Raw genomic sequence first — 22,986 nt, 5'->3', positions numbered from 1 at the left:
GTTACGGCCGATGTAATTTTACTTTATAGAGAAATTGTATACAAAGTCCCGTTTAAAGCAAAGGAAGTGCGGCCCGTTTCTTCAGAGACAACTAAAATAAGGGCATCGCTTTTTTCTGATAAGCCAATTGCAGCTCTGTGACGTGTCCCTAGTTCAGGATCAACTTCTGTGCTTTTCGTTAATGGAAGAATATTAGCAGCAGAAACAATATGGTTATTTTTAACGAGAACGGCTCCGTCATGAAGAGGGTTCCCTGGATAAAAAATCGATTCGAGCAGTGGTGCGGTTAAATGAGCATGTAATGTTGTTCCAGTTTGAATACAAGATTCAAGTGGCTCGTTTCGTTCCACAACAATAAGAGCACCATGTTTTCTGGCACTTAAATGTTGAACAGCTGTTGTAATGAACTGTGAGCTTTCTGTATAAGGTGATAAATACGCTTGAATATAGTATGTAGCTGCCAGTGTTTGTACATTTGCTAACATATGATGAATATCTTCCATCTTGCACAAAATACATTCATCTTCTTTATCAATTGCCTGCCTCATAATTGATAATTCTTTTTCAGCAATTTCAATCATTTGCTTTGTTTGTATTTTGAGCTCTTCTGACAAGCCCCATTCTTGCATAATCCTCATTCCCTTTAGTGGAGTATTTAATCATAGTGTATACAAATATTCCTAGTAAAATCCTGTTAGATTGTAAAAAATATTGAGATACAGGTTGTTTTTTTCATATAATAAAGGTATGACAAGCGAGAGGAGATAGAAGTATGAACTGGAAACAAGAATTTAGTCGCTGGCTTTCATATGCAGAGTTAGATGCAGAACTAAAAGAACAGTTAGAAAACATGAAGCAAGATGAGAAAAAAATCGAGGACAGCTTTTATAAAAATCTAGAATTCGGCACAGGTGGTATGCGTGGTGAACTTGGTGCTGGTACGAACCGTCTGAACGTATATACAGTTCGTAAAGCGACACAAGGATTAGCGGAGTTTATTGAAAAGTTAGGTGAAGAAGCGAAGAAGCGTGGTGTTGTTGTAGCGTATGATTCTCGTCATAAATCACCTGAGTTCGCAATGGAAGTTGCTGCTACACTAGGTGCACACGGCATTACAACATATGTGTTTGAAAGCTTACGTCCAACGCCAGTGCTTTCTTTCGCAGTTCGTCATTTACATACAGTGAGTGGAATCGTTCTTACTGCAAGTCATAATCCGCCTGAATATAACGGTTATAAAGTATACGGTGAAGATGGTGGACAGTTGCCTCCGAAAGAAGCTGATGAATTAATTAGCTACGTAAACGCAGTGGAAGATGAATTAACAGTTGAGGTTGCTGATGTGGAGCAATTAAAAGCTGACGGTTTATTACATATTATTGGACAAGAAGTCGATGATGCATATGCTGCAGAATTGAACAATGTCATTATTAATAAAGAAATGGTGGAAAAGGCCGGCAAAGATTTAAAAATCGTCTTCACACCACTACACGGAACATCAAATATTTCTGTACGCCGTGGTTTAAAAGAAGTTGGATTTACAGATGTAACAGTTGTAAAAGAGCAAGAGTTACCAGATCCGAACTTCTCTACAGTAAAATCGCCGAACCCAGAAGAGCATGCAGCATTTGAATATGCAATTCGTGAAGGTGAGAAGGTAGGCGCAGATGTGTTAATCGCAACGGATCCTGACGCAGATCGCCTTGGTGTAGCAGTTCGTAATCACGATGGTGAGTTCCAAGTATTAACTGGTAACCAAACAGGTGCATTAATGCTTGATTACTTATTATCTCAAAAGAAAGAAAACGGAACGCTACCAGAGAACGGTGTTGTATTAAAAACAATCGTAACGTCTGAAATTGGTCGTACAATCGCGAAAGCATACGGTTTAGATACAGTTGATACGTTAACTGGATTTAAATTTATCGGTGAGAAAATTAAACAGTATGAAGAAAGCGGACAATACGAATTCCAATTCGGTTATGAGGAAAGCTATGGTTATTTAATCCGTCCATTCTGCCGTGATAAAGATGCAGTACAATCTGTTCTATTTGCATGTGAAGTAGCTGCGTACTACAAATCACAAGGTAAAACGTTATATGATGGTCTATTAGAAGTGTTTGAGAAATACGGTTTCTTCCGTGAAGATCTTGTATCGTTAACGCTAAAAGGAAAAGATGGAGCGGAACAAATCCAAGAAATGATGGCAACATTCCGTGAAAATCCTCCGAAAGAAGTAGCGGGCTTAACAGTTGTAGCAGTTGAAGACTATAAAGCAAGCATTATTACATCTTTACAAGATGGACATAAAGAAGAGATTCACTTACCGAAATCAAATGTGTTAAAATATCAATTAGAAGATGGTTCTTGGTTCTGCCTACGTCCATCTGGAACTGAACCGAAGATTAAGTTCTACTTCGGTGTTCAAGATAATTCTTTACAAAATAGTGAACAAAAGTTACTTACTATTAAAGAAGATATTATGAATCGTTTATAATATAAAGTAATTTTAAGTAGTAAGGAACAAAAGGGAGCGAAATCTCCCTTTTGTTTTATGTAGGAAATGATTGCTATTAATTCCGACAGGAGAGAGGGTATTTTGTGATGAAAAAAGTAAGAAAAGCGATAATCCCAGCAGCTGGATTAGGAACACGTTTTTTACCAGCAACGAAAGCGATGCCGAAAGAAATGTTACCGATTGTTGATAAACCAACTATCCAATACATTGTAGAAGAAGCAGTAAAATCAGGAATCGAAGATATTATTATCGTTACTGGTAAAACGAAGCGTGCTATTGAAGATCATTTTGATAATGCATTTGAGTTAGAGCAAAACTTATTAGAAAAGAAAAAGTATGAGTTACTTGAAAAAGTACAGGCTTCTTCAAAAATGGTAGACATTCACTACATTCGTCAAAAAGAACCAAAAGGATTAGGTCACGCTGTTTGGTGTGCGCGTAAATTCATTGGTGATGAGCCATTCGCTGTTTTATTAGGTGATGATATCGTTCAAGCTGAAAAACCATGTTTACGTCAATTAATTGAAGAATATGATAAAACGCTTTCTTCTGTTATTGGCGTACAAACGGTTCCAGAAGATGAAACACACCGTTACGGAATTATCGATCCGTTAGAGCAGGAAGGACGTCGTTACCAAGTTCGCAATTTCGTTGAGAAACCAGCAGCAGGTACAGCACCTTCAAACTTAGCAATTATGGGACGTTACGTTTTAACACCTGAAATCTTCATGTTCTTAGATCAGCAACATGTTGGTGCTGGTGGCGAAATTCAGTTAACAGATGCTATCCAAAGTTTAAACGAAATTCAACGTGTATTCGCTTACGACTTCGAAGGAAAGCGCTACGACGTAGGTGAAAAGTTAGGATTTGTTCAAACAACAATCGAAATGGCACTGCAACACCCAGAATTACGTGATGACATGGTTACGATGATGAAGAAAATTTTAGAAGAACAAGCGAATCAAGAGTCTTAATATAAAAAAGGAGTTGTTCCTACTGGAACAACTCCTTTTTCTTATGAAATCGTCGAATGAGAATGCTGATAAGCTGAACGACGTACAGCATAGTATATACGAGGTGCGATAATAGCACCGATAATGGTAAATGCAATATCTTTTACTGCGAACCACATCATAATCATCCAAGCAGCTTTATAGCTCATATTACCACCCATGAAGAGATTGACTGCCCCGTACATGTAAGTAGTACCGATAATATACGTTAAAATGATTCCTGTGAACGAAGCAATTGCAAATGTACTGAATGTCGGTCGTTCTTTTTGTTCTACTAGTTTTCCTGATACGTAAGCAACGATAATAAATGCGATAATAAAACCACCAGTAGGATCTAAAAGTGCTCCAAATCCAGCTTTGAAGTTAGCGAAGATTGGTGCACCTGCTACTCCAACGAGCATGTAAACAGTCATTGATAATGCACCAAGTCTACTTCCAAGAAGAAGCCCTGCTAAAATTGCGAAAAATGGTTGCATAGATAATGGGATGCCCGCTACTTGCAGGAATGGTGCCCAAGATACAATATTTGCACCAATGGCCATAAGAGCGACGAACATGGCAGCTAATGCTAAATCTAAAACATGAAATCTCCTCATAATGTTAACCTCCTGTTGTTTTTAGGTTAACATTATCGTAGCGAAAAGATTTACTTGTTGTCAATTAAAATATTTTGATAAGAAGTCTTCAAATAGTCTCTTAACAACGTATAAGGAATACGAAATTGCGGAATTCCACTTGAATAAGGGGCAATCTCATATAAAGGGAAATAAATGACGAGATTGTCCGGTTCTAAAAAGAAGTGGAACTTTTTCGTGCTCATGACTTTTTCAGATGCATCAGGAAAATAAATACTTTCATTTTGTTTAATTTGTCTTACAATCTCAGCACGAATTACTTCTTTGTATGCATCTTTTTGTTGAAATAAATCGTCTAAGTGTAGTAACTTTTTTTCGTTTAAATCGAATGTGTTTGCCTTCCACGTATAAAGACCATGTGCTCCGCCTGTATATTGATAGTAATTCAAATATAGGCTAAGAAAAGGTGGTTTATTTAAAGAGACTTTATAATCAACATTCGCCACGTATGGATGAAATGGTATACTTGACCCTTCTGTTTCTTTATAATATTTTTTTGCGTCTTTTTCTAATTTGGTTTTAAATTTGTCAGTAGATTTTTTGTAATAGAAATTGAGCTTATTTTGAAATTTAGAATCGGAAAAGTTATGAAAAGAAGGTCTGTTAATTTGATATTCTATATAAGGTTTCTTACCTTTTTGCGTGACAGTCTGAACATCGATTGTCAGGTTAGATGCTTTGGCTGCTAGTGCACAATTTGGTACAATAGTCAGCAAGGAGCACATAAGCAGTAATATACAAAATTTCTGTTTCATTTAGGTGAAACCTCCTTATATAAGTGTTATAAGTAGTTTGAAAATAAATAGGTAAAATTATACATTTTATTAAAGTAAGAGAAGGGGGAAACGATATGGCAAAAACTTTAATGGATTCACTTGGAATTGAGTTGTTAGAGATGACAGAAGATAAGGTGGTTGCTACAATGCCCGTAGATGAGCGTACGCATCAGCCATTTGGATTTTTACATGGTGGTGCTTCTGTTGCGTTGGCGGAAACAGTAGCAAGCGTTGGTTCATACAATTTAATTGATCAAGAAAAATGTATTTGTTTCGGTTTAGAAATTAATGCAAATCATATTCGCTCAAAGAAAGATGGAATTGTAACAGCGATCGGAACACCGATACATAGAGGAAACTCAACGATGGTTTGGGATGTACGTATCATTGATGAGAATGACGATTTATTATGTATTTCAAGATGTACAGTAGCAATTAAAGAAAAACGTGAAAAGTAAAAAAAGAGGCGCTCATTAGAGCAGCCTCTTTTTCTTATAATTAGAACTGGATTTTCTTCTCTAAGAAACCTTTTAGTTCGCTAATTGGCATACGAACTTGTTCCATTGTGTCACGGTCACGTACTGTAACAGCTTTGTCTTCAACTGAGTCGAAGTCATAAGTGATACAGAATGGTGTACCGATTTCGTCTTGACGACGGTAACGTTTACCGATAGAACCAGTTTCGTCAAAGTCTACCATGAAGTCTTTAGCTAGTTCTGCAAATACTTCAGTAGCACCTTCAGATAGCTTTTTAGATAATGGTAAGATCGCTGCTTTGTATGGTGCTAAAGCAGGGTGGAAACGAAGAACTGTACGAGAATCGTTTTCTAATTGCTCTTCTTCATATGCATCACATAAGAACGCTAATGTTACGCGGTCAGCACCTAAAGATGGCTCGATGCAGTACGGTACGTAACGCTCATTCGTTTGTGGATCAATATAGTTAAAGTCTTCGTTAGAGTGTTCCATGTGACGTTTTAAATCGAAGTCTGTACGAGATGCAACGCCCCATAGTTCGCCCCAACCGAATGGGAATTTGAATTCAATGTCAGTTGTTGCGTTACTGTAGTGAGATAATTCCTCTTCACCGTGGTCACGAAGACGCATGCTTTCTTCCGTCATACCAAGTGAAAGTAACCAGTTCTTACAAGTTTCACGCCAGAATGCGAACCACTCTAAATCTTCACCAGGCTTACAGAAGAATTCAAGTTCCATTTGTTCGAATTCACGTGTACGGAATGTGAAGTTACCAGGTGTGATTTCGTTACGGAAGCTCTTACCGATTTGGCCAATACCAAATGGAAGTTTTTTACGCATAGAGCGTTGTACGTTTTTGAAGTTTACGAAAATACCTTGTGCTGTTTCTGGACGAAGGAAGATTTCGTTTGTGCTAGACTCTGTAACACCTTGGAATGTTTTGAACATTAAGTTGAACTGACGGATTTCAGTGAATTCTTCACTACCGCAATCAGGACATTTTACTTCATGTTCTTTCATTAAGTCAGCCATTTGGTCGAAAGTAAGACCATCAACAACCATTTCGATGCCTTTTGCATCTAATGCATCTTCAATTAATTTGTCTGCACGGTGACGCGCTTTACATTTTTTACAGTCGATCATTGGATCGTTGAAGTTACCAACGTGACCAGAAGCGATCCAAGTTTTTGGGTTCATTAAAATAGCTGCGTCTAAACCAACGTTGTATGGAGATTCTTGAATGAATTTTTTCCACCAAGCTTTTTTAACGTTATTTTTTAATTCGATTCCAAGTGGACCGTAATCCCAAGTGTTTGCAAGACCACCGTAAATTTCAGAACCAGGGAAAACAAAACCGCGATGTTTCGCTAAGTTTACTACTTGTTCCATTGAATACATAAGAAAATCCTCCTTTTGAAAGTTAACGTATTGGCGATGACGTGCTCAGGTAACTTGTGAAACGAGCAGTATATGCTTTGAAAAACATAAAAAAACGCTCATCCCAAGGCTTAATTGCCTAGGGACGAGCGTTTGCCCGCGGTTCCACCCTAGTTGATACACAAAAGGTGCATCCACTTTATCACGTATTGCTCGAGACTGCCGTTTCCTTGCGGCTTCAGGCTTTCACTATCCCTGAATCGCTTTTTGTGCAAGTACTTATAAGTCCGTCATCGCTACTTATATTAATAATAATGAACATATTCTAACACGTTCTTTTTTAAATCTCAATAGAGGAACGCGTCTATCTATGATAGAGTCTCGCCTATTTTTTCGTTATTTATTCCGTAATTTTGTTTAATGTGCTTAATTGCTTCACGCCTGCTGAGCGGGGCAAGCTCGTTATTTTGCACGTATTCCCAAACGACATCGGGCTTTGTTTTTGCATATTCACGAAGGACCCATCCAATCGCTTTTTGAATGAAAAATTCTTTCGAAGAATGTAGTTGTCCAATAACCCAAAAAAGAAGTTCTTCATCCATCTTTTGTTTATATTTTAGCTGGAATAAAATAGCGGCGCGTTGTAACCATATGTTATCTGATGCAATCCATTTTGGAATATAGGCAGAAATCAATTCTGGATGTTGTAAAAAGATATTACCTAAAAATGTAGGGACGATGCTATCGACAGTGTCCCACCAAGATTTTGTTACAATAAGTTCTTCTAAGAAGGGGATATGCGTTTCGTTTATATGCTTTTTATATTTTTGCATCATATCGAGTGCGGCTGCCTGAAATTCTCGTTCTGGTAAATCCCACAGCTCACGTACGATAATTTGGAAGTCTTTTGGATCTGGGAGAGTATGTATTTGGATGACGTCTTTTAATAATTGTCTTCTTTCAGGTGTTTGAATACCAAGAAATGGGAAGTGATTTTTCATATAACGTGCCATCGGTTCTGCTTTTTCCGGATTTTTGTGAGCTATGAAATGCTCTTGTAATGCTTTTACAAATGGATGCATCGGTTGTTCTCCTCTCTTATTATCTTACTCCTATTATTATACAGAGAGTTTGATTGAATTTTAAAACATAACTTACAATGCAATGAAATATGTTGAGAGTAGAGAGGAGAGGATAAGATAAGATGGAAGATCAAGGCTTACTAGCAGGTTTCTTTGCTCTTAGTTTTGCGTTTATTCTTGTTATATTGATTTGGGCAGTTATTGCGTATTTGTTAACGGCTTTTGCACTGTATACGATGGCGAAAAATGACGGTGCAACGGATGGAGTTCTAGCATTTATTCCTTTTTTAAATAGTAAAATATGGGGTGATTTAGCGAAAGATAAATTACCAGATTTCTTGAAAGAAGAAGCAGGATGGAAAGTATTCGGCATATATGTCGCATGTTTTATTTTTAATTTCGTACCAATTTTATATTTAATAGCAACAGCTGTATCCATTGTGTTGTCTATTTATCTTATCTACGCTATTTTAGACAGATATGGAACGAACTCTATATTATTTACGATTATTCATGTCATCACATTTTCAGTGTTCTTGCCGATTCACTTGTTCATTATCAGAAATGAGCCGGTGAGGTATAACGAGTAAGTTTAATTTAAATATGTGTAATGAAAAAAGCGCCCTGGTTATCAGAGCGCTTTTTGTGCTACATAAGGTAGCGTACATAAATATAAATATGAGAAATGATTAATGAAACGATCATAATCGGGAAACCGACTTTAAGGAAGTCCATGTAGCTAAATTTATGTCCTTCGCGGCTTGCGATACCTGCGACAATTACGTTAGCAGAAGCGCCGATTAATGTTCCGTTTCCGCCTAGACAAGCACCTAATGCTAATGCCCACCATAATACGTCGATTTGTGCGTCAGCAGGTGATAAACCTAATCCGACAGCCATATCGTTAATAAGAGGAATCATTGTTGCAACGAATGGAATGTTATCAATTGTTGCAGAGGCGATACCAGATACCCATAAAATAAGGATAGATGCGTAAGAAATATCTCCGCCTGTTATGCCAATTACTTTTTGAGCTAACATTTTAATAAGACCGATATCGATAAGTCCTCCAACGAGTACGAATAGTCCTGCGAAGAAGAAGATTGTTACCCATTCTACACTTGCGAACACTTCTTCAATTTCATGTTCTTTCACACCGATTAACATAAGTACAGTAGCACCAGTTAAAGCGATGATAGCTGCATCAACGTGGAAAATGGAATGAGTCATGAAACCTACAATTGTAAGTCCAAGCACTGTTAAAGATTTTTTCATTAATATTGGATCTTTAATATATTGCTTTTCATCTAAACTCATTAATTTTTTAACTTGTACAGGATCAGCGATTAATTGTTTGCGGTACATGAAGTAAAGTATTGTCGCTGTCACACCAATGATAATAATTACGATTGGCGCTAAGTTTAGTAAGAAAGCATTGAAATCTAAATGCTTATTGGCAGAACCAATCATAATGTTAGGTGGATCACCAATTAATGTTGCTGTTCCCCCAATGTTTGAAAAAATAATTTCAGAAAGTAAATAAGGGACAGGATTTACTTGCAGTATGCGCGTAATAGATAAAGTAACTGGAACAACAAGAAGTACAGTTGTAACGTTATCTAAAAACGCGGAACCAAGTGCAGTAAGTAAGGAAAGTGAAATTAAAATTTTAATTGGATTTCCTTGCGCTCCTTTTGCTGCTTTAATGGCAACGTATTGGAAGACGCCCGATTTACTCGTAATGTTCACCAAAATCATCATACCGATGAGTAGTGTAATCGTCCCCCATTCAATATGTTTCGTAAAGGCATTGTGTAAATCAACAACCCCCATAATTACCATGAGTGCTGCACCAAGAAGTGCGATGACAGCGCGATTAATTTTTTCAGAAATAATAATGGCATATGTAATTAAAAAGACTGCGATAGCAAAATAATACTGCCAGTTTGCGAGCTCTTGCGTTGTTTCGTGCAAAACTCTCATCTCCTTTCATTCACTTTTCTTAGTGTGTCAAAAATTAACTAGATGAAACACACATAACGTCATTATAAAGTAGAAAAATGTCGGATGTAAATGAAAGGGCTTATTTTGTTATATTTTCTGCAAAGGTTACTTTTTCTTATTTTTAAAAATATTTGCGGGCATTTGACATATATATAAGATACATCCAATCTGAATATTTAAAATGGAATTAGCATTCGAGCTTGTTCGTGTAGGAGTGTCAAATAGAAAGGAATGACAAAGATGATAAGGAAGGGATCGTATGAATGAACAACAATTTTTATTTTTGGATTTTGAGTTTACGATGCCCCAGCACAGAAAAAAACCAAAAGGATTTTTCCCGGAGATTATTGAGGTAGGACTCGTTTCGGTTGTTGGCTGTAAGGTAGAAGATACGTATTCAGCTCATGTTAGGCCGAAAACTTTTCCATCTTTAACGGATCGATGTAAGAAGTTTTTAGGGATTAAACAAGAAGTCGTAGATAAAGGAATTTCGTTTCCAGAACTCGTTGAAAAACTTGCAGAATATGAAAAGAGATGTAAACCGACCATTGTTACGTGGGGAAATATGGATATGAAAGTGTTGAAGCATAATTGTGAAAAAGCGGGAGTAGATTTTCCTTTCCAAGGACAGTGTCGTGATTTATCACTTGAGTATAAGAAGTTTTTTGGTGAGAGAAATCAAACAGGATTGTGGAAAGCAATTGAGGCGTATGGAAAAGTAGGGACGGGTAAGCATCATTGTGCGCTAGATGATGCGATGACGACGTATAATATTTTTAAGTTAGTAGAAAAAGATAAAGAGTATTTAGTGAAACCAGCACCTCCAACATTAGGGGAACTCGTTGATTTTTCAAAAGTGTTAAAGAAAGTGAGTACACAGTAACGACCAAATTGCACAGTATGTAATTTGGTCGTTTTGTTTTTTTAAAGTTTATAGTCTTTTTTTAATTGTTCTAATGTTTCTAGACTACGAACTGCAAAAGGTGAATCATCTTCAGAAAATGAATTCATTTGAGTTTCTAATGCTAATTTGAGTGAATCTGTATAATCTGGAATTTCTCCTTCATATTTCTTCACCATTTGCTCTGGAATGTTCGTCTGTTCACGAAAAGCTAAAGCACGTCTTTCGTGGAAAAATGGTACGTCAGCTTGTTTTACGTTATGTAAGTCACCTTGCACCGGATGTTTTAAAACAGCTAATACTTTTACGACGTAACTGCCAGGGCGGCTATTTGTAACTTCGCCAATGTATTTTCCCGTTTTATAAATACCAGTAACGATTTCGCCAATTTCAAATGTTTCTCTCATATTTTTCACCTCAAGTTTATAGTAAGGAAAGTAGGATAAGGAGTCAAAGAAATCATTCGCTTTCGGAATGCCCCCTTGAGAATGTGGATAGGTTCCACTATAATTTAAGATAATATAACAGAAAATTCTGATGTTTTGTGAATCCTATAATAAGGAGTGATCTATATGATGCCATTATATTTTCCAGAAGATAAAACAGAATATATTATTCCAGGGATTGTTTGTGTTCTATTTATTATCGGTGCGGTTGCCACATGGCGTATGTTCATTCGTGTGTCAAAACGAGAAGCAGATCGATTACAGAAAGTTGAAGAAAAGCTGTTAGCTGAAAAGAAACAGTAACTCATTTTTGTATGTTTCCCTCTATGCTCGGACAATCTAAGGGCAGAATGTATTTTGGAGGGAATAAAATGAAAAAACGGCTTTTTTTCAGTTGTTGTTTACTATTTCTGATGGCAGGTTGTGACCAAGGAAAGCCGAAAGAAATTGACGTGAAATTACATAATGCTTCAGGTGATGAAGTGGGGACTGCGAAAGTAGTGCAGCAAACAAGCGGAGTAAAAATTAAGATTAAAGGGGAAGGGTTCACACCTGGCCCGCACGGCATACATGTACATGAAATTGGTGAGTGTAAAGCACCTCGTTTTGAATCAGCTGGAAATCATTTTAATCCAGATGATAAAAAGCATGGACTACTCAATCCGAAGGGGGCAGAAAACGGTGATTTACCGAACGTAATTGCAGACGGTTCTGGGAAAATTAAAGCAGAAATTGATGCGCCACATATAACGCTTGAAGAAGGGAAAACGACGATTCATAGAAAAGATGGAGCGTCTATTATTATTACAGAAAACCCTGATGATGGTATGACTCAACCGACAGGTAAATCAGGTGATCGAATTGCTTGTGGTGTTATTGTAAAAAAAGCGTCGGATATGAAGAAAAAGTAAAAGCTACCGTGCGCGGTAGCTTTTTTGTGTAGTGTAAGTGAAAATATATCAGCGATTATTGGAATATATCGACCGTAACTCAAAATATATCGACTTACCGACAAAAGTTCACAAAGGAGGCTGTCCCAAACAGTCTCCTTTCTTATTATGAAAACGTATGGCGCAGCCTATTTAAAATTTCTTCTAAAACAGACCTTGGACAGCCGATGTTAATTCGAATATGTTCTTCGCCGCCTAATCCGTATTTCTCACCAGGCTCAACAATAATTTTTCCTTTTTCTTCGAGCAATTTAGTGCGCTCATCTTGAGAAAGCTGTAGGCGAGAGCAATCAATCCATAATAAAAAGCTACCTTCTGGCTTCGTTACGGAAAGAGTAGGTATGTGATCTTTAATATATTTACAAGCAAATTGAGCATTATCTTCTATATATAATCGAATTTCATTTAGCCAATCATTACATTCTGTATAGGCACTTACCATCGCTGTATAGGCAAATGTATTTAATCCGTGGAAGCCTTGTCTATATTGGATAGATGTAAAGGCTTGACGGAGTTTTTCATTTGGAATGATAATAATCGATGCTTGTAATCCAGCGATATTAAATGTTTTACTTGGAGCCATACAAGTTATCGTGCGCGCTGCTAGTTCTTCAGATAAAGAAGCGAACGGTGTATGTGTATGATTTGCATAAATAATATCGGAATGAATTTCATCTGCGACAACGATTACATTATATTTGGTACATAAAGATCCAAGCTTTGTTAATTCTTCTTTCGTCCAAACACGACCTATCGGGTTGTGAGGACTGCAAAGAAGCATAAGTTTGACGCCTTGTTGAAATTGCTTTTCTAAATGCTCGAAGTCTATCGCATATGTATCATTTTGTTTCTGTAATGGACTTACGCATAATTGTCTATTGTTTGTTGTGACCATTTCGAAAAATGGGGGATAAATAGGTGGTTGTACGAGAACGGATTCGTTTTCCTTTGTGAAGGCCTGTATGCTCGTACTAAGAGCTGGAACGATTCCGGCGCTAAAGACAATCCATTCTTTTTGAATATCCCAGTTGTACTGTTTTTTTGTCCAGTTACAAATAATATCGCCAATATTTTCGGGAGGAAGTGTATAGCCGAAAATAGGATGCTCGATACGTTGCTTTAAAGCAGTTTGAATTGGTTGTGGTACTTCAAAATCCATATCAGCAATCCACGCGTGGATAAGTTCTTCGTTTTTATATGTATCCCATTTTGTACTATGAGTTCCACGGCGATTGACTGCTTTATGAAATAGTTGCATAAGTTTGCTCCCTTCTTCTGTAAAACCGTTAAGTTATGAAAGTTCTCTCTCTTCTTATAGAATAGCTGATGTGATAGGATAAAGAAAAGTATTAAAAAGTGAAAAGGCGGGAAGCGAATGGGTACATATGAAAAGATGATAGAGGTTGTGAAGAATTGGGATCCGTTTCAAATGGGACCGGAGTTTTATGAAACAGAAGCGAGCGATGTTGTGAATGTCGCAAGTGTGTTTGATGATTCAAAATACATCGCAAAGAAGATTCAACATATATACTTTATGTCTTTTGAGGAAGTACCTGCGCTTGAAAAATGTGAGAAGTTAGCTGTGGAATTACTTGTAATAAAAGAAGGCGGAAGTTGTTCATTGTAGGCTGTCGGAATTTCCGACAGCCTCTTTGATATTATTGCGCAGAAAAAGCGATAATTTCTTCATAAACATGTTCCGGTTTTTCTTCAGGTAGTAAATGCCCTGTATTTTCGTAAGAAATAAATTTCGAATTCGGTAAATCTTTGTGCAGACGATGACCTACATGTACAGGGACGACCCGATCTTTTTCACCCCAAATGAGTAGAGTAGGTGTTTCGATTTTTTGTAATTCAGTTGAAGATAAGTCACCTTCACGATCTCGTATCATACGAGTTAAAGCGGGGAATATACGGTTGTCATAAAAAGGAGCAGAGTAACCTGCCTTCATTTCATCGTCAATTAATGAATGATCATGAACGACATTCATTAAGTTATGAACAATGCCGCGCCGTATAATCCAATTCTTTACGTATAAATGAAAGAACGGTAAATAAGAAGAGTACAGTAAAGGTAAAGTTGCGCGTGCTAAATAGCTAGAGCTACATAGTAAAATTGTCTTTGAAATTAATTCAGGACGTATACGGTTTACGTAAAGTGAAATTTGGCCGCCCATAGAATGTCCAACTAACACAATGTTTGAGAGAGATAAGTGTTCAATTAAATCGATTATAATCGTTGCTAAATTATGATAAGAATACTTAAATAGATGAGACTTATCACTCTTCCCGAACGGTGGTAAATCAAGAGCAATGACTGTTCCTTCTTTCGATAATAAAGGAATTAGACGGCGGTAGCTGAATGAGGAAGATAAAAAGCCGTGAACGAGTACGAAAGTAGGACGTTCTGTTTTATTTTCATGTTCATACAATTCGTAATGAACAGTAGTGCCGCGAGTGGAAAAAGTGAAATAAGGACAAGTAGATTCGTGATTCATTTTTTGTCACTCCATTGATTTTTGTTCATATCATTTCCAAGGCAGAAAAAAATATGTTAACAAAAAAAGGCAAGATGACGATGTCATCTTGCCTTTCGTACATTCAGTATTACCCGCGAACAATATTAGGCGGTGTTTTTCCTTGTAACGCTGCAACTAAATTTTCAGCGGCGGTCATAGCCATTTGTTGCCTAGTTTTTAATGTTGCAGATCCGATATGTGGTAAGGTCACAACATTTTGTAAGGATAAGAGCGGATTGTCTTTTTGAATCGGCTCTTGTGTAAAAGTATCGATGCCCGCCGCAAAGATTTTCTTTTCTGTTAACGCATCGATTAACGCTTCTTCATCTACTGTTTTCCCGCGAGAAGCATTAATGAAGATAGCTGTTTCTTTCATGAATGAAAATTCCTTTTCTCCGATAAGATGGTACGTTTCATCTGTTAATGGAGTAAGAAGAACGATAAAGTCAGACTGCTTTAGAAGCGTCTGTAAATCACAATATGTAGCAGCGAATTTTTGTTCAGCTTCTTCTTTTCGGCGACGGTTATAATAAAGAACATCCATATCAAATCCGAATTTCGCTCGTTTTGCAACAGCTTCACCAATTCGGCCCATACCGATAATGCCGATTGTACTATGGTGTACATCTAGCCCAAAGTGCTCTTTTCCAATTTCCGCATTCCATTTACCATTTTTTACGTAGGAGTCGAGTTCACAAACACGACGACCAGCAGATAACATAAGAGCAAAAACGAGGTCAGCTACTGTATCATCTAGTACGTAAGGTGTATTTGTTCCGATGACATTGCGCTTTTCCATCGCTTGTAAATCAAAATTATCGTAACCGACAGAAATGTTGCTTACTACTTTTAAGTTAGGAGCCGCCTCCAATAATTCTTCATTAATAGCAGATCCGAAATTTAATAAACCATCTTTATCTTGTATTTTCTCTAGTAGAACATCACGAGGTACCTTCTCATTTTGCTCCCATTTTTCATAATCACAGTGTTCTGATAAATAGTTTTCTACAAATGTTGGAACTGGTTCAGCAATATAAACTTTTGGTTTCACGATTCCATCCCCTTTCGCTTTATCACGCATTTTTCTGCTGATTAAAGTTGCACTTTACCCCGCTTTAACGGACAGTAAGCCTCTCGCCTCAAAAAGAAGCTCAAGCGAAGAGGTTAGGCGGGAGAGCAACTGTCCGCAAAAGCCCGATTGGTGCGGGCTAATAATCCATGGGATGAACCTTTCCATGGATTAAAGTTTCACTTTATTTTGACATAATTCACTAAAAAAATCTTCTTTTCAAACTGGAAAGGCTATTTGTATAATTTAGACACAAACGAAAAGGAAGGATGATTTATATGGTGACAGAAAAAGAATTAGAATTATTAGCTTGTCTTGAAAAAAGTAGTCGATTATCTGTAGATACATTAGCGAAGCTGTTAAATATAGAAGTAGAAGAAGTAAAGAAAATGGTTGAAAAATTAGAAGCGGAAAAGATTATTGTGGATTATGTCACACATATCGATTGGACGAAGGTGAAAGAACATACAGGTTTAACGGCGATGATTGATGTGAAAGTTACGCCAAAGCACGGCGTTGGGTTCGATGCGGTTGCTGAGCAAATTTATCGTTATTCAGAAGTGAAATCTGTGTATTTAATGTCAGGGACATATGATCTTTCTATTACGTTAGAAGGAAAGACAATGGGAGAAGTAGCGATGTTTGTTTCTGAGAAATTAGCAACAATTGAATCTGTCGTTTCTACGACAACGCATTTCATTTTGAAGAAATATAAACATGAGGGAATTATCTATGAAAAAAATGATGATGATAAGCGAATTGTGGTGACACCATGAAGCAATTTGAACTATCTAGAGCGGCAGAATCATTACAACCATCTGGTATTCGAAAGTTTTTCGATTTAGCAGCTAATATGAAAGGTGTTATTTCTCTTGGAGTAGGAGAACCAGACTTCATTACGCCATGGAATGTAAGGCAAGCATGTATCCGTTCTTTAGAACAAGGATATACGTCATATACAGCAAATGCAGGATTATTGGAGCTCCGTCAAGAAATAGCAAAGTATCTAAAAAAACAATTTGCAGTATCATATGATCCAAACGATGAAATCATTGTTACAGTTGGAGCGAGTCAGGCGTTAGATGTAGCGATGCGCGCCATTATAAATCCTGATGATGAGGTACTCATTATTGAGCCAAGTTTCGTTTCTTATGCCCCGCTTGTGACATTAGCTGGAGGGGTTCCAGTTCCTGTGGCTACTACTTTAGAAAATGAATTTAAAGTACAACCAGAACAAATTGAGGCAGCTATTACAGCGAAGACAAAGGCAATTTTACTTTGTTCACCAAATAACCCAACAGGTGCAATGTTAAATAAGTCCGAGCTTGAAGAAATAGCAGTGATTGTTGAGAAGTACAATTTAATCGTATTATCTGATGAAATTTATGCAGAACTTGTATACGACGAAGCATATACAAGTTTCGCGAGTATTAAAAATATGCGCGAGCATACGATTTTAATTTCAGGATTTTCAAAAGGATTTGCGATGACAGGGTGGCGCCTTGGTATGATTGCAGCTCCTGTTCACTTTTCAGAATTAATGCTCAAAATTCACCAATATTCCATGATGTGTGCCCCGACGATGTCTCAGTTTGCAGCACTTGAAGCATTACGTGCGGGAAATGAGGAAGTAATTCGAATGAGAGATAGTTATAAGAAACGCCGTAATTTTATGACGACATCTTTCAATGAAATGGGATTAACATGTCATGTGCCGGGCGGAGCGTTTTATGTCTTTCCTTCCATATCTTCAACTGGACTATCTTCGGCGGAATTTGCAGAACAGTTATTACTAGAAGAAAAAGTGGCTGTTGTACCTGGAAGTGTATTTGGCGAAAGTGGTGAAGGATTTATTCGTTGTTCATATGCAACATCGCTTGAACAGCTTATGGAAGCAATGAAGAGAATGGAACGGTTCGTAGAGAATAAAAAAAGGACAAAACACAATACGTTTTGTCCATAAAAGGGGGGGAATACTAGAAAGCCATGTGTTAGTATTCTATCCTAATATTGGAGAATTATACTTACTTAAGGAAATTTTTTCATGAATTTTGAATGAGCTCTGTCATAGTGGTATAATTTACTAATATAAGGTATGCGTATCCTGAGTTGCTTTACTTAGGGTACGTATTAACTAATCGGATATTTAACAATAAATCATCTGCTTTGCTATCTACAATTGTAGAGAAAATGGTAAACGTATGGGAGTGTTTCATATGTCAGAACAATATACAACAGGAGTGGTTGTAACAGGGAAAGTGACTGGGATTCAAGATTACGGTGCATTTGTAGCGTTAGATGCAGAAACACAAGGACTTGTGCATATATCTGAAATTACAAATGGATATGTAAAGGATATTCATGACTTTTTAAAAGTCGGCGATACAGTAGAAGTAAAAGTACTTTCAATTGATGAAGAACACAGAAAAATGAGTTTATCGTTAAAAGCGGCGAAAAGAAAACAAGGACGGATTCTTATACCGAATCCATCTAAGGACGGATTTAATACGCTGCGAGAAAAGCTAACAGAATGGATTGAAGAGTCCGAGTTAACAAAGTAAAAGAGGAGCGCATATGAGCGTTCCTCTTTTACTTTTTCTTATGATATATATTTGCAAATATGATTGCATGCAATCATATTCGTATGTCGGAGGTGAAGTAGAGACATACTGATTAGCGAATTTCGTTCGTTTCTGGGTGAGTACCAAGATTTTCTGATGGTTTAAAGAGTAAACCAAGATTGATAAGCCCAGAAATACCAACGATGCCGTAAATAATACGTGCAAGAGCTGAGTTTTGTCCACCGAAAATGGCTGCCACTAAGTCAAACTGGAAGAACCCGATTAGTCCCCAGTTTACAGCGCCAATTACAGTAAAGACTAATGCGATACGTTGTAAAGTACTCATGAAAAAGCCCCCCTTAATTGTGAAGCATGAGCAAGCGATGAGTTAATTAACTCTTTTATAGAATAGGGTAGTTATGTTGTTTTTATACATAAAAAATGTTCGAAATAGGATGTATATACATCTATACCGAAAAATGCGAATTTTTATGCAAAAAATGAACTTTTTTTAAAAAATATATATTGGTTACGTTTACAAGGGGTGAATCGCTTGATTTACAACTTCAGTTTCGCTAAAGTGAATACAGAAATACATATCCATAATTGGAGGGAAAAAGATGAGTACACATGTAACGTTCGACTATTCTAAAGCGTTATCCTTCATCGGTGAACATGAAATCACTTATTTACGTGATGCAGTGAAAGTAACACATCACGCAATCCACGAAAAAACTGGAGCTGGGAACGATTTCCTTGGGTGGGTAGACCTTCCGCTTCAATATGACAAAGAAGAATTTGCTCGCATTCAAAAATGCGCAGAAAAAATTAAAAATGACTCTGACATTTTACTTGTTGTAGGTATCGGTGGTTCTTACCTAGGAGCACGTGCAGCAATTGAAATGTTAAACCATTCTTTCTACAACACACTTTCTAAAGAACAACGTAAAACTCCACAAGTGCTATTTGTTGGACAAAACATTAGCTCCACTTACATGAAAGATTTAATGGATGTATTAGAAGGTAAAGACTTCTCTATTAACGTTATTTCCAAATCAGGTACAACGACAGAGCCAGCACTAGCATTCCGTATTTTCCGTAAGTTATTAGAAGAAAAGTATGGAAAAGAAGAAGCTCGCAAACGTATTTATGCAACTACAGATAAAGCGCGTGGTGCATTAAAAACATTAGCTGATAATGAAGGTTACGAAACATTCGTTATTCCAGATGATGTTGGAGGACGTTTCTCTGTATTAACGCCAGTTGGTTTATTGCCAATCGCAGTAAGTGGCTTAAATATTGAAGAGATGATGAAAGGTGCAGCTGCTGGTCGTGAGGACTTCGGTACATCAGAACTAGAAGAAAACCCAGCTTACCAATACGCAGTAGTTCGTAACGCTCTATACAATAAAGGAAAAACAATTGAAATGCTTGTTAACTATGAGCCAGCACTTCAATACTTCGCTGAGTGGTGGAAACAGTTATTTGGTGAAAGTGAAGGAAAAGATCAAAAAGGTATTTTCCCATCTTCAGCAAACTTCTCAACTGACTTACATTCATTAGGTCAATACGTTCAAGAAGGTCGTCGTGACTTATTTGAAACAGTTCTAAAAGTAGGTAAACCTACACATGAACTAACAATCGAATCAGAAGAAAACGATTTAGATGGATTAAACTACCTTGCTGGTGAAACTGTAGACTTCGTAAACACGAAAGCATACGAAGGTACATTACTTGCACATAGCGATGGCGGAGTACCAAACTTAATCGTAAATATTCCTGAATTAAATGAGTACACATTCGGTTACCTTGTATACTTCTTCGAAAAAGCATGTGCGATGAGCGGCTACTTATTAGGCGTAAATCCATTTGACCAACCAGGAGTAGAAGCATACAAGAAAAACATGTTTGCTTTACTTGGTAAACCAGGATTTGAAGAATTAAAAGCAGAATTAGAAGAGCGTTTAAAATAATAAAAAGCGGCCGGATTCCGGCCGCTTTTTATTATTTCATCGAAAAGTCCATCAGTATATTCAAACTAGAGTGGGTATGCTAAAGAAAAAGTCTAGGAGGGATGGGCTTGATTCCAATTCAATCAAATTTAGAAGGACGTACATATGCGTTATATAAGTTAGAAGAAATAATGAAGCCACTTGGGTATAGCATTGGCGGCAATTGGGATTATGAGAAAGGATGCTTTGATTATAAAATTGATGAAGAAGATGGCTATCAATTTTTACGAGTGCCATTTACAGCGGTTGAAGGAGAATTAGATGTACCTGGTGTAGTAGTTCGTCTTGGAACGCCGTATATTCTTTCGCACGTATATCAAGACGAACTAGATGATCATGTAAATACGTTAACAGCTGGAACGAGTGGAATGGATCAATTTGCTGAGCCGAAAGATCCAGATGGAGATGTGAAAAGAAAATATATCAATATTGGGAAAGTGCTCATGCAAGAATTAGAGCGTCATTTTACTAATGGTGAATAACAATGAGTATGTCGCTTTCAATGAGAACAAAGGAATGAACTGGATTAATCATATATTGTTCGTCGCGCTTTATACCTAGTAAGAGAATATTTTGTTTTAAAAGAGTATAGCTACAATTCGCAAAAGTTTGTCCGGTACAGGACATGGGAAGCTCCATCAGTTGTAATTTATTATCAGAGATTTCGTCGTAAAGTGAAAATAGTACACCTGAAATGGAAGGGAATAAAAGAGAAGCGGTAAATACATAGCTCGTTAATTTATTTCCTTCTATAATTTCTGACACGCCAGCTCTCGTTGCATTTTGTATTTGTTCAGAAGTAAGAAGTTCAGCGATGCAGTGAATGTTTGGGTTGAGCCCTTTTGCAGTTAAAATATTTAAAATGGACTGTGTATCCGCTAAGCTTTCGTTTTTTTCTTTATCGGCTGTTATTAATATGGTGTGTGCCGTTGTAATATTAGCTTTTAATAACGTTTGGTCGTGATGGGGGCACCCCTTTATAAATTCTAAATGATGAAATGGTTTTGGCAGTAAAGAAAGTGTTTCATCAATTAAAACGATATCCAGGTTTGGTTGTAAGATGTGCATTTGTTTTACAACATGTTTTGCCCGTTCGTTCCAGCCGACAATAATCATATGACCGTTAGAAGTCGCAGCTTCTTCTCCTTTAACTTTCATATATTGTTTATTAATCATTTCAGTAGCAAACAGCACCATATAATAAGAACAAAATCCAGTTCCTAATAAAATAATACTCATACCGATAAGTTTCCCGATTAGTGTATGAGGGGCAAAGTCACCATAGCCAACAGTGAAAATTGTAACGATTGACCACCAAATTCCATCAAACCATGTGGTAAAGTGTGATGGTTCTAATCTATGTATAAGAAAGCCGGAAAAAGCAGTAAGTATAACAATAAAGCAAATTAAACGAAAAATAATGGAATCACGAAATGTATCTACTAAATTCGGACGGGATTTCAATTGCCTATTCCTCCTTACTTTGCAGGACTACATTCATTGTTGCCATTATAGAAAAAAGAAAAACTCTCTAATTTAAAAGAGAGTTTGTTTTACGTTACATACTTTCCACTTCAGTTTGTTGAACACTTTCGAGATGCTGGAGAGCATAGTAAACATCAGCAGTATGTCTTTTTTGATCGATACATAATTTAAGGTGTAAATAGTGAGAACCATTTTCTAACGTTTTAAGCTTCATATTCTTCACTTTTATATCCATTTCTTTTATTTCTTCAATTACAACCGGGATATTGTCCATATTTCGTACAACAAGTTTTACTGCAATATCACGTTGGCGAAATGATCTTGGTCCTATAAACTTCATTGTTAATGGTATAAGTTCAACACTAATCATAAGGAAACACATCCCGAAAATTGCTTCTATATAGAATCCGGCCCCAACAGCAATACCGATACCGGAAGCACCCCAAATCATAGCGGCAGTCGTTAATCCTGCAATACTATCGTTTCCTCTACGTAAAATAACACCGGCACCTAAAAAACCGATTCCTGATACAATTTGAGCGGCAAGTCGAAGTGGATCCATATTCATATGATCAGTATGTGGTAAATTGTAAGCTGCTTTAATAGAAACAATGGTCAGGAGGCAACTAATGATAGAAATAACTAAACACGTTTTTAAACCAAGTGGTTTCCGTTTTAATTCGCGCTCTAAACCGATGGCGAACCCTAAAATAGCCGAGAGACCTAGTTTGATTAATAAATCGGTATAGTCCATATATATTCCTCCTTGTATGGTATCGTATATAAATAAAACGTTTATTATAGAAAGAAACGTTTTTGGATAGAGTGACTTTATATAGAATATATGTAGGAATCTCTTAGAAATGAAAGAGATATTTCGTTTAAGTATATGATATTAAAAAAGAAATGTAGTTAATTTAAAAAAAGTTTATAAAAGGTGTTGCATTTCATTTTTCTGCATGATATATTAATAACCGTCGCTGATGCGGAAACGCAGAAAACGACAAAAAAGAAATTAAAAAACTTAGTTGACATCGAAAAACGAAGATGTTAACATAAGGGAGTCGCAAATGAGCGACCAAGTAGTTCTTTGAAAACTGAACGAAACAAACAACGTGAAACGTCAATTTTTATTTTAGATGCTAGACAAACTAACTTTAT

Annotated in this window: 26 protein-coding genes; 13 read left to right on the top strand and 13 right to left on the bottom strand. The window is 36.9% G+C overall.

What is annotated here, in order from left to right:
* Window positions 1-23: 23 nt before the first annotated feature.
* Window positions 24-629, bottom strand: coding sequence for a sporulation-specific diadenylate cyclase CdaS (gene cdaS, locus FH036_RS21975; RefSeq protein WP_001158738.1), 606 nt, complete (start codon window positions 627-629; stop codon window positions 24-26).
* 143 nt (window positions 630-772) lie between these two features.
* On the opposite strand from cdaS, the gene FH036_RS21970 reads away from it, so the two are divergent.
* Window positions 773-2,497 carry a phospho-sugar mutase gene (locus FH036_RS21970; protein WP_001104182.1) on the top strand — a complete coding sequence of 575 codons (1,725 nt, stop codon included), beginning with the start codon at window positions 773-775 and terminating at the stop codon, window positions 2,495-2,497.
* 107 nt (window positions 2,498-2,604) lie between these two features.
* Window positions 2,605-3,492, top strand: a complete 888-nt coding sequence (gene galU, locus FH036_RS21965) for a UTP--glucose-1-phosphate uridylyltransferase GalU (RefSeq protein WP_044791680.1) — start codon at window positions 2,605-2,607, stop codon at window positions 3,490-3,492.
* Window positions 3,493-3,533: 41 nt separating this feature from the next.
* Here the strand turns inward: galU and FH036_RS21960 are convergent, their stop codons facing one another.
* Together FH036_RS21960 and FH036_RS21955 are read right to left on the bottom strand one after the other, a co-directional pair.
* Window positions 3,534-4,127, bottom strand: a complete 594-nt coding sequence (locus tag FH036_RS21960) for a biotin transporter BioY (RefSeq protein WP_001252165.1) — start codon at window positions 4,125-4,127, stop codon at window positions 3,534-3,536.
* Window positions 4,128-4,177: 50 nt separating this feature from the next.
* Complete coding sequence (locus FH036_RS21955; protein ID WP_000810315.1) at window positions 4,178-4,921, bottom strand: DUF3298 and DUF4163 domain-containing protein; 744 nt, start codon at window positions 4,919-4,921, stop codon at window positions 4,178-4,180.
* Between the two features lie 95 nt (window positions 4,922-5,016).
* Here FH036_RS21955 and FH036_RS21950 point away from each other — a divergent pair, with 95 nt between their 5' ends.
* The gene (locus tag FH036_RS21950) at window positions 5,017-5,400 is read left to right on the top strand and encodes a hotdog fold thioesterase (RefSeq protein ID WP_001140611.1); all 384 of its coding nucleotides are present in this window, start codon (window positions 5,017-5,019) and stop codon (window positions 5,398-5,400) included.
* 40 nt (window positions 5,401-5,440) lie between these two features.
* Here FH036_RS21950 and FH036_RS21945 read toward each other — a convergent pair whose 3' ends face one another.
* A complete protein-coding gene (locus tag FH036_RS21945; protein ID WP_000287154.1) occupies window positions 5,441-6,817 on the bottom strand; it encodes a glycine--tRNA ligase in 1,377 nt (458 codons plus the stop codon).
* A gap of 347 nt (window positions 6,818-7,164) precedes the next feature.
* A complete protein-coding gene (locus tag FH036_RS21940; protein ID WP_000553293.1) occupies window positions 7,165-7,878 on the bottom strand; it encodes a DNA alkylation repair protein in 714 nt (237 codons plus the stop codon).
* A gap of 122 nt (window positions 7,879-8,000) precedes the next feature.
* On the opposite strand from FH036_RS21940, the gene FH036_RS21935 reads away from it, so the two are divergent.
* Window positions 8,001-8,468 carry a hypothetical protein gene (locus tag FH036_RS21935; RefSeq protein WP_000390057.1) on the top strand — a complete coding sequence of 156 codons (468 nt, stop codon included), beginning with the start codon at window positions 8,001-8,003 and terminating at the stop codon, window positions 8,466-8,468.
* Between the two features lie 58 nt (window positions 8,469-8,526).
* Here the strand turns inward: FH036_RS21935 and FH036_RS21930 are convergent, their stop codons facing one another.
* Window positions 8,527-9,852, bottom strand: a complete 1,326-nt coding sequence (locus FH036_RS21930) for an ArsB/NhaD family transporter (RefSeq protein ID WP_000545223.1) — start codon at window positions 9,850-9,852, stop codon at window positions 8,527-8,529.
* Between the two features lie 289 nt (window positions 9,853-10,141).
* Here FH036_RS21930 and kapD point away from each other — a divergent pair, with 289 nt between their 5' ends.
* Entirely contained in the window at window positions 10,142-10,765 is a 624-nt protein-coding gene (gene kapD / locus FH036_RS21925) for a 3'-5' exonuclease KapD (RefSeq protein WP_001005369.1), read from the top strand.
* A 41-nt stretch (window positions 10,766-10,806) separates the two neighbouring features.
* Here kapD and kapB read toward each other — a convergent pair whose 3' ends face one another.
* The gene (gene kapB / locus FH036_RS21920; protein WP_001209341.1) at window positions 10,807-11,190 is read right to left on the bottom strand and encodes a kinase-associated lipoprotein KapB; all 384 of its coding nucleotides are present in this window, start codon (window positions 11,188-11,190) and stop codon (window positions 10,807-10,809) included.
* Between the two features lie 165 nt (window positions 11,191-11,355).
* Here kapB and FH036_RS27230 point away from each other — a divergent pair, with 165 nt between their 5' ends.
* Together FH036_RS27230 and sodC are read left to right on the top strand one after the other, a co-directional pair.
* Window positions 11,356-11,532 carry a hypothetical protein gene (locus tag FH036_RS27230; RefSeq protein WP_000982762.1) on the top strand — a complete coding sequence of 59 codons (177 nt, stop codon included), beginning with the start codon at window positions 11,356-11,358 and terminating at the stop codon, window positions 11,530-11,532.
* Window positions 11,533-11,600: 68 nt separating this feature from the next.
* Window positions 11,601-12,140 carry a superoxide dismutase [Cu-Zn] gene (gene sodC / locus FH036_RS21915; RefSeq protein WP_000746510.1) on the top strand — a complete coding sequence of 180 codons (540 nt, stop codon included), beginning with the start codon at window positions 11,601-11,603 and terminating at the stop codon, window positions 12,138-12,140.
* Window positions 12,141-12,285: 145 nt separating this feature from the next.
* Here the strand turns inward: sodC and FH036_RS21910 are convergent, their stop codons facing one another.
* The gene (locus FH036_RS21910; RefSeq protein WP_001175836.1) at window positions 12,286-13,437 is read right to left on the bottom strand and encodes a MalY/PatB family protein; all 1,152 of its coding nucleotides are present in this window, start codon (window positions 13,435-13,437) and stop codon (window positions 12,286-12,288) included.
* Window positions 13,438-13,554: 117 nt separating this feature from the next.
* Between FH036_RS21910 and FH036_RS21905 the strand changes: the two genes are divergently transcribed.
* Window positions 13,555-13,806, top strand: a complete 252-nt coding sequence (locus FH036_RS21905; protein WP_000537636.1) for a YugE family protein — start codon at window positions 13,555-13,557, stop codon at window positions 13,804-13,806.
* Window positions 13,807-13,837: 31 nt separating this feature from the next.
* On the opposite strand, the gene FH036_RS21900 is transcribed toward FH036_RS21905, so the two are convergent.
* The gene (locus FH036_RS21900; protein ID WP_001015187.1) at window positions 13,838-14,677 is read right to left on the bottom strand and encodes an alpha/beta fold hydrolase; all 840 of its coding nucleotides are present in this window, start codon (window positions 14,675-14,677) and stop codon (window positions 13,838-13,840) included.
* Between the two features lie 109 nt (window positions 14,678-14,786).
* Complete coding sequence (locus tag FH036_RS21895) at window positions 14,787-15,779, bottom strand: 2-hydroxyacid dehydrogenase (RefSeq protein ID WP_001205005.1); 993 nt, start codon at window positions 15,777-15,779, stop codon at window positions 14,787-14,789.
* 266 nt (window positions 15,780-16,045) lie between these two features.
* Between FH036_RS21895 and FH036_RS21890 the strand changes: the two genes are divergently transcribed.
* From FH036_RS21890 to yugI, 3 genes are all read left to right on the top strand, one after another.
* Window positions 16,046-16,543 (top strand): Lrp/AsnC family transcriptional regulator, encoded by a 498-nt coding sequence (locus FH036_RS21890; RefSeq protein ID WP_000255699.1) that lies wholly within the window; start codon window positions 16,046-16,048, stop codon window positions 16,541-16,543.
* A complete protein-coding gene (locus FH036_RS21885) occupies window positions 16,540-17,730 on the top strand; it encodes an aminotransferase (RefSeq protein WP_000808504.1) in 1,191 nt (396 codons plus the stop codon). The genes FH036_RS21890 and FH036_RS21885 overlap by 4 nt, the downstream gene beginning before the upstream one ends.
* A gap of 253 nt (window positions 17,731-17,983) precedes the next feature.
* Complete coding sequence (yugI, locus tag FH036_RS21880) at window positions 17,984-18,328, top strand: S1 domain-containing post-transcriptional regulator GSP13 (protein WP_000003767.1); 345 nt, start codon at window positions 17,984-17,986, stop codon at window positions 18,326-18,328.
* Between the two features lie 112 nt (window positions 18,329-18,440).
* Here yugI and FH036_RS21875 read toward each other — a convergent pair whose 3' ends face one another.
* Complete coding sequence (locus FH036_RS21875) at window positions 18,441-18,674, bottom strand: DUF378 domain-containing protein (RefSeq protein ID WP_000105788.1); 234 nt, start codon at window positions 18,672-18,674, stop codon at window positions 18,441-18,443.
* Window positions 18,675-18,948: 274 nt separating this feature from the next.
* On the opposite strand from FH036_RS21875, the gene FH036_RS21865 reads away from it, so the two are divergent.
* Window positions 18,949-20,301 (top strand): glucose-6-phosphate isomerase, encoded by a 1,353-nt coding sequence (locus FH036_RS21865; protein WP_000103660.1) that lies wholly within the window; start codon window positions 18,949-18,951, stop codon window positions 20,299-20,301.
* Between the two features lie 107 nt (window positions 20,302-20,408).
* Window positions 20,409-20,822: a YugN-like family protein gene (locus tag FH036_RS21860; protein ID WP_139896227.1), complete on the top strand. Its 414-nt coding sequence runs from the start codon at window positions 20,409-20,411 to the stop codon at window positions 20,820-20,822.
* On the opposite strand, the gene FH036_RS21855 is transcribed toward FH036_RS21860, so the two are convergent.
* Window positions 20,809-21,804, bottom strand: coding sequence for a potassium channel family protein (locus tag FH036_RS21855; protein WP_139896226.1), 996 nt, complete (start codon window positions 21,802-21,804; stop codon window positions 20,809-20,811). The genes FH036_RS21860 and FH036_RS21855 overlap by 14 nt on opposite strands.
* A gap of 94 nt (window positions 21,805-21,898) precedes the next feature.
* A complete protein-coding gene (locus FH036_RS21850) occupies window positions 21,899-22,579 on the bottom strand; it encodes an MgtC/SapB family protein (protein WP_139896225.1) in 681 nt (226 codons plus the stop codon).
* Window positions 22,580-22,986: the final 407 nt, after the last annotated feature.

This window comes from Bacillus sp. CD3-5 (assembly GCF_006349665.1).
GTDB classification, from domain to species: domain Bacteria; phylum Bacillota; class Bacilli; order Bacillales; family Bacillaceae_G; genus Bacillus_A; species Bacillus_A paranthracis.
This window is presented reverse-complemented; position numbering and strand designations above follow the sequence as displayed.

What these genes read in the sequence shown, in the direction of transcription:
- galU (WP_044791680.1), top strand. Translation starts at nt 2,605, where the DNA reads ATGAAAAAAGTAAGAAAAGCGATAATCCCAGCAGCTGGATTAGGAACA.
- FH036_RS21960 (WP_001252165.1), bottom strand. Translation starts at nt 4,127, where the DNA reads ATGAGGAGATTTCATGTTTTAGATTTAGCATTAGCTGCCATGTTCGTC.
- FH036_RS21970 (WP_001104182.1), top strand. Translation starts at nt 773, where the DNA reads ATGAACTGGAAACAAGAATTTAGTCGCTGGCTTTCATATGCAGAGTTA.
- FH036_RS21955 (WP_000810315.1), bottom strand. Translation starts at nt 4,921, where the DNA reads ATGAAACAGAAATTTTGTATATTACTGCTTATGTGCTCCTTGCTGACT.
- FH036_RS21885 (WP_000808504.1), top strand. Translation starts at nt 16,540, where the DNA reads ATGAAGCAATTTGAACTATCTAGAGCGGCAGAATCATTACAACCATCT.
- kapB (WP_001209341.1), bottom strand. Translation starts at nt 11,190, where the DNA reads ATGAGAGAAACATTTGAAATTGGCGAAATCGTTACTGGTATTTATAAA.
- FH036_RS21850 (WP_139896225.1), bottom strand. Translation starts at nt 22,579, where the DNA reads ATGGACTATACCGATTTATTAATCAAACTAGGTCTCTCGGCTATTTTA.
- sodC (WP_000746510.1), top strand. Translation starts at nt 11,601, where the DNA reads ATGAAAAAACGGCTTTTTTTCAGTTGTTGTTTACTATTTCTGATGGCA.
- FH036_RS21900 (WP_001015187.1), bottom strand. Translation starts at nt 14,677, where the DNA reads ATGAATCACGAATCTACTTGTCCTTATTTCACTTTTTCCACTCGCGGC.
- FH036_RS21895 (WP_001205005.1), bottom strand. Translation starts at nt 15,779, where the DNA reads ATGCGTGATAAAGCGAAAGGGGATGGAATCGTGAAACCAAAAGTTTAT.
- FH036_RS27230 (WP_000982762.1), top strand. Translation starts at nt 11,356, where the DNA reads ATGATGCCATTATATTTTCCAGAAGATAAAACAGAATATATTATTCCA.
- FH036_RS21945 (WP_000287154.1), bottom strand. Translation starts at nt 6,817, where the DNA reads ATGTATTCAATGGAACAAGTAGTAAACTTAGCGAAACATCGCGGTTTT.
- FH036_RS21890 (WP_000255699.1), top strand. Translation starts at nt 16,046, where the DNA reads ATGGTGACAGAAAAAGAATTAGAATTATTAGCTTGTCTTGAAAAAAGT.
- cdaS (WP_001158738.1), bottom strand. Translation starts at nt 629, where the DNA reads ATGCAAGAATGGGGCTTGTCAGAAGAGCTCAAAATACAAACAAAGCAA.
- FH036_RS21865 (WP_000103660.1), top strand. Translation starts at nt 18,949, where the DNA reads ATGAGTACACATGTAACGTTCGACTATTCTAAAGCGTTATCCTTCATC.
- FH036_RS21935 (WP_000390057.1), top strand. Translation starts at nt 8,001, where the DNA reads ATGGAAGATCAAGGCTTACTAGCAGGTTTCTTTGCTCTTAGTTTTGCG.
- FH036_RS21905 (WP_000537636.1), top strand. Translation starts at nt 13,555, where the DNA reads ATGGGTACATATGAAAAGATGATAGAGGTTGTGAAGAATTGGGATCCG.
- FH036_RS21940 (WP_000553293.1), bottom strand. Translation starts at nt 7,878, where the DNA reads ATGCATCCATTTGTAAAAGCATTACAAGAGCATTTCATAGCTCACAAA.
- FH036_RS21950 (WP_001140611.1), top strand. Translation starts at nt 5,017, where the DNA reads ATGGCAAAAACTTTAATGGATTCACTTGGAATTGAGTTGTTAGAGATG.
- FH036_RS21910 (WP_001175836.1), bottom strand. Translation starts at nt 13,437, where the DNA reads ATGCAACTATTTCATAAAGCAGTCAATCGCCGTGGAACTCATAGTACA.
- kapD (WP_001005369.1), top strand. Translation starts at nt 10,142, where the DNA reads ATGAATGAACAACAATTTTTATTTTTGGATTTTGAGTTTACGATGCCC.
- FH036_RS21875 (WP_000105788.1), bottom strand. Translation starts at nt 18,674, where the DNA reads ATGAGTACTTTACAACGTATCGCATTAGTCTTTACTGTAATTGGCGCT.
- yugI (WP_000003767.1), top strand. Translation starts at nt 17,984, where the DNA reads ATGTCAGAACAATATACAACAGGAGTGGTTGTAACAGGGAAAGTGACT.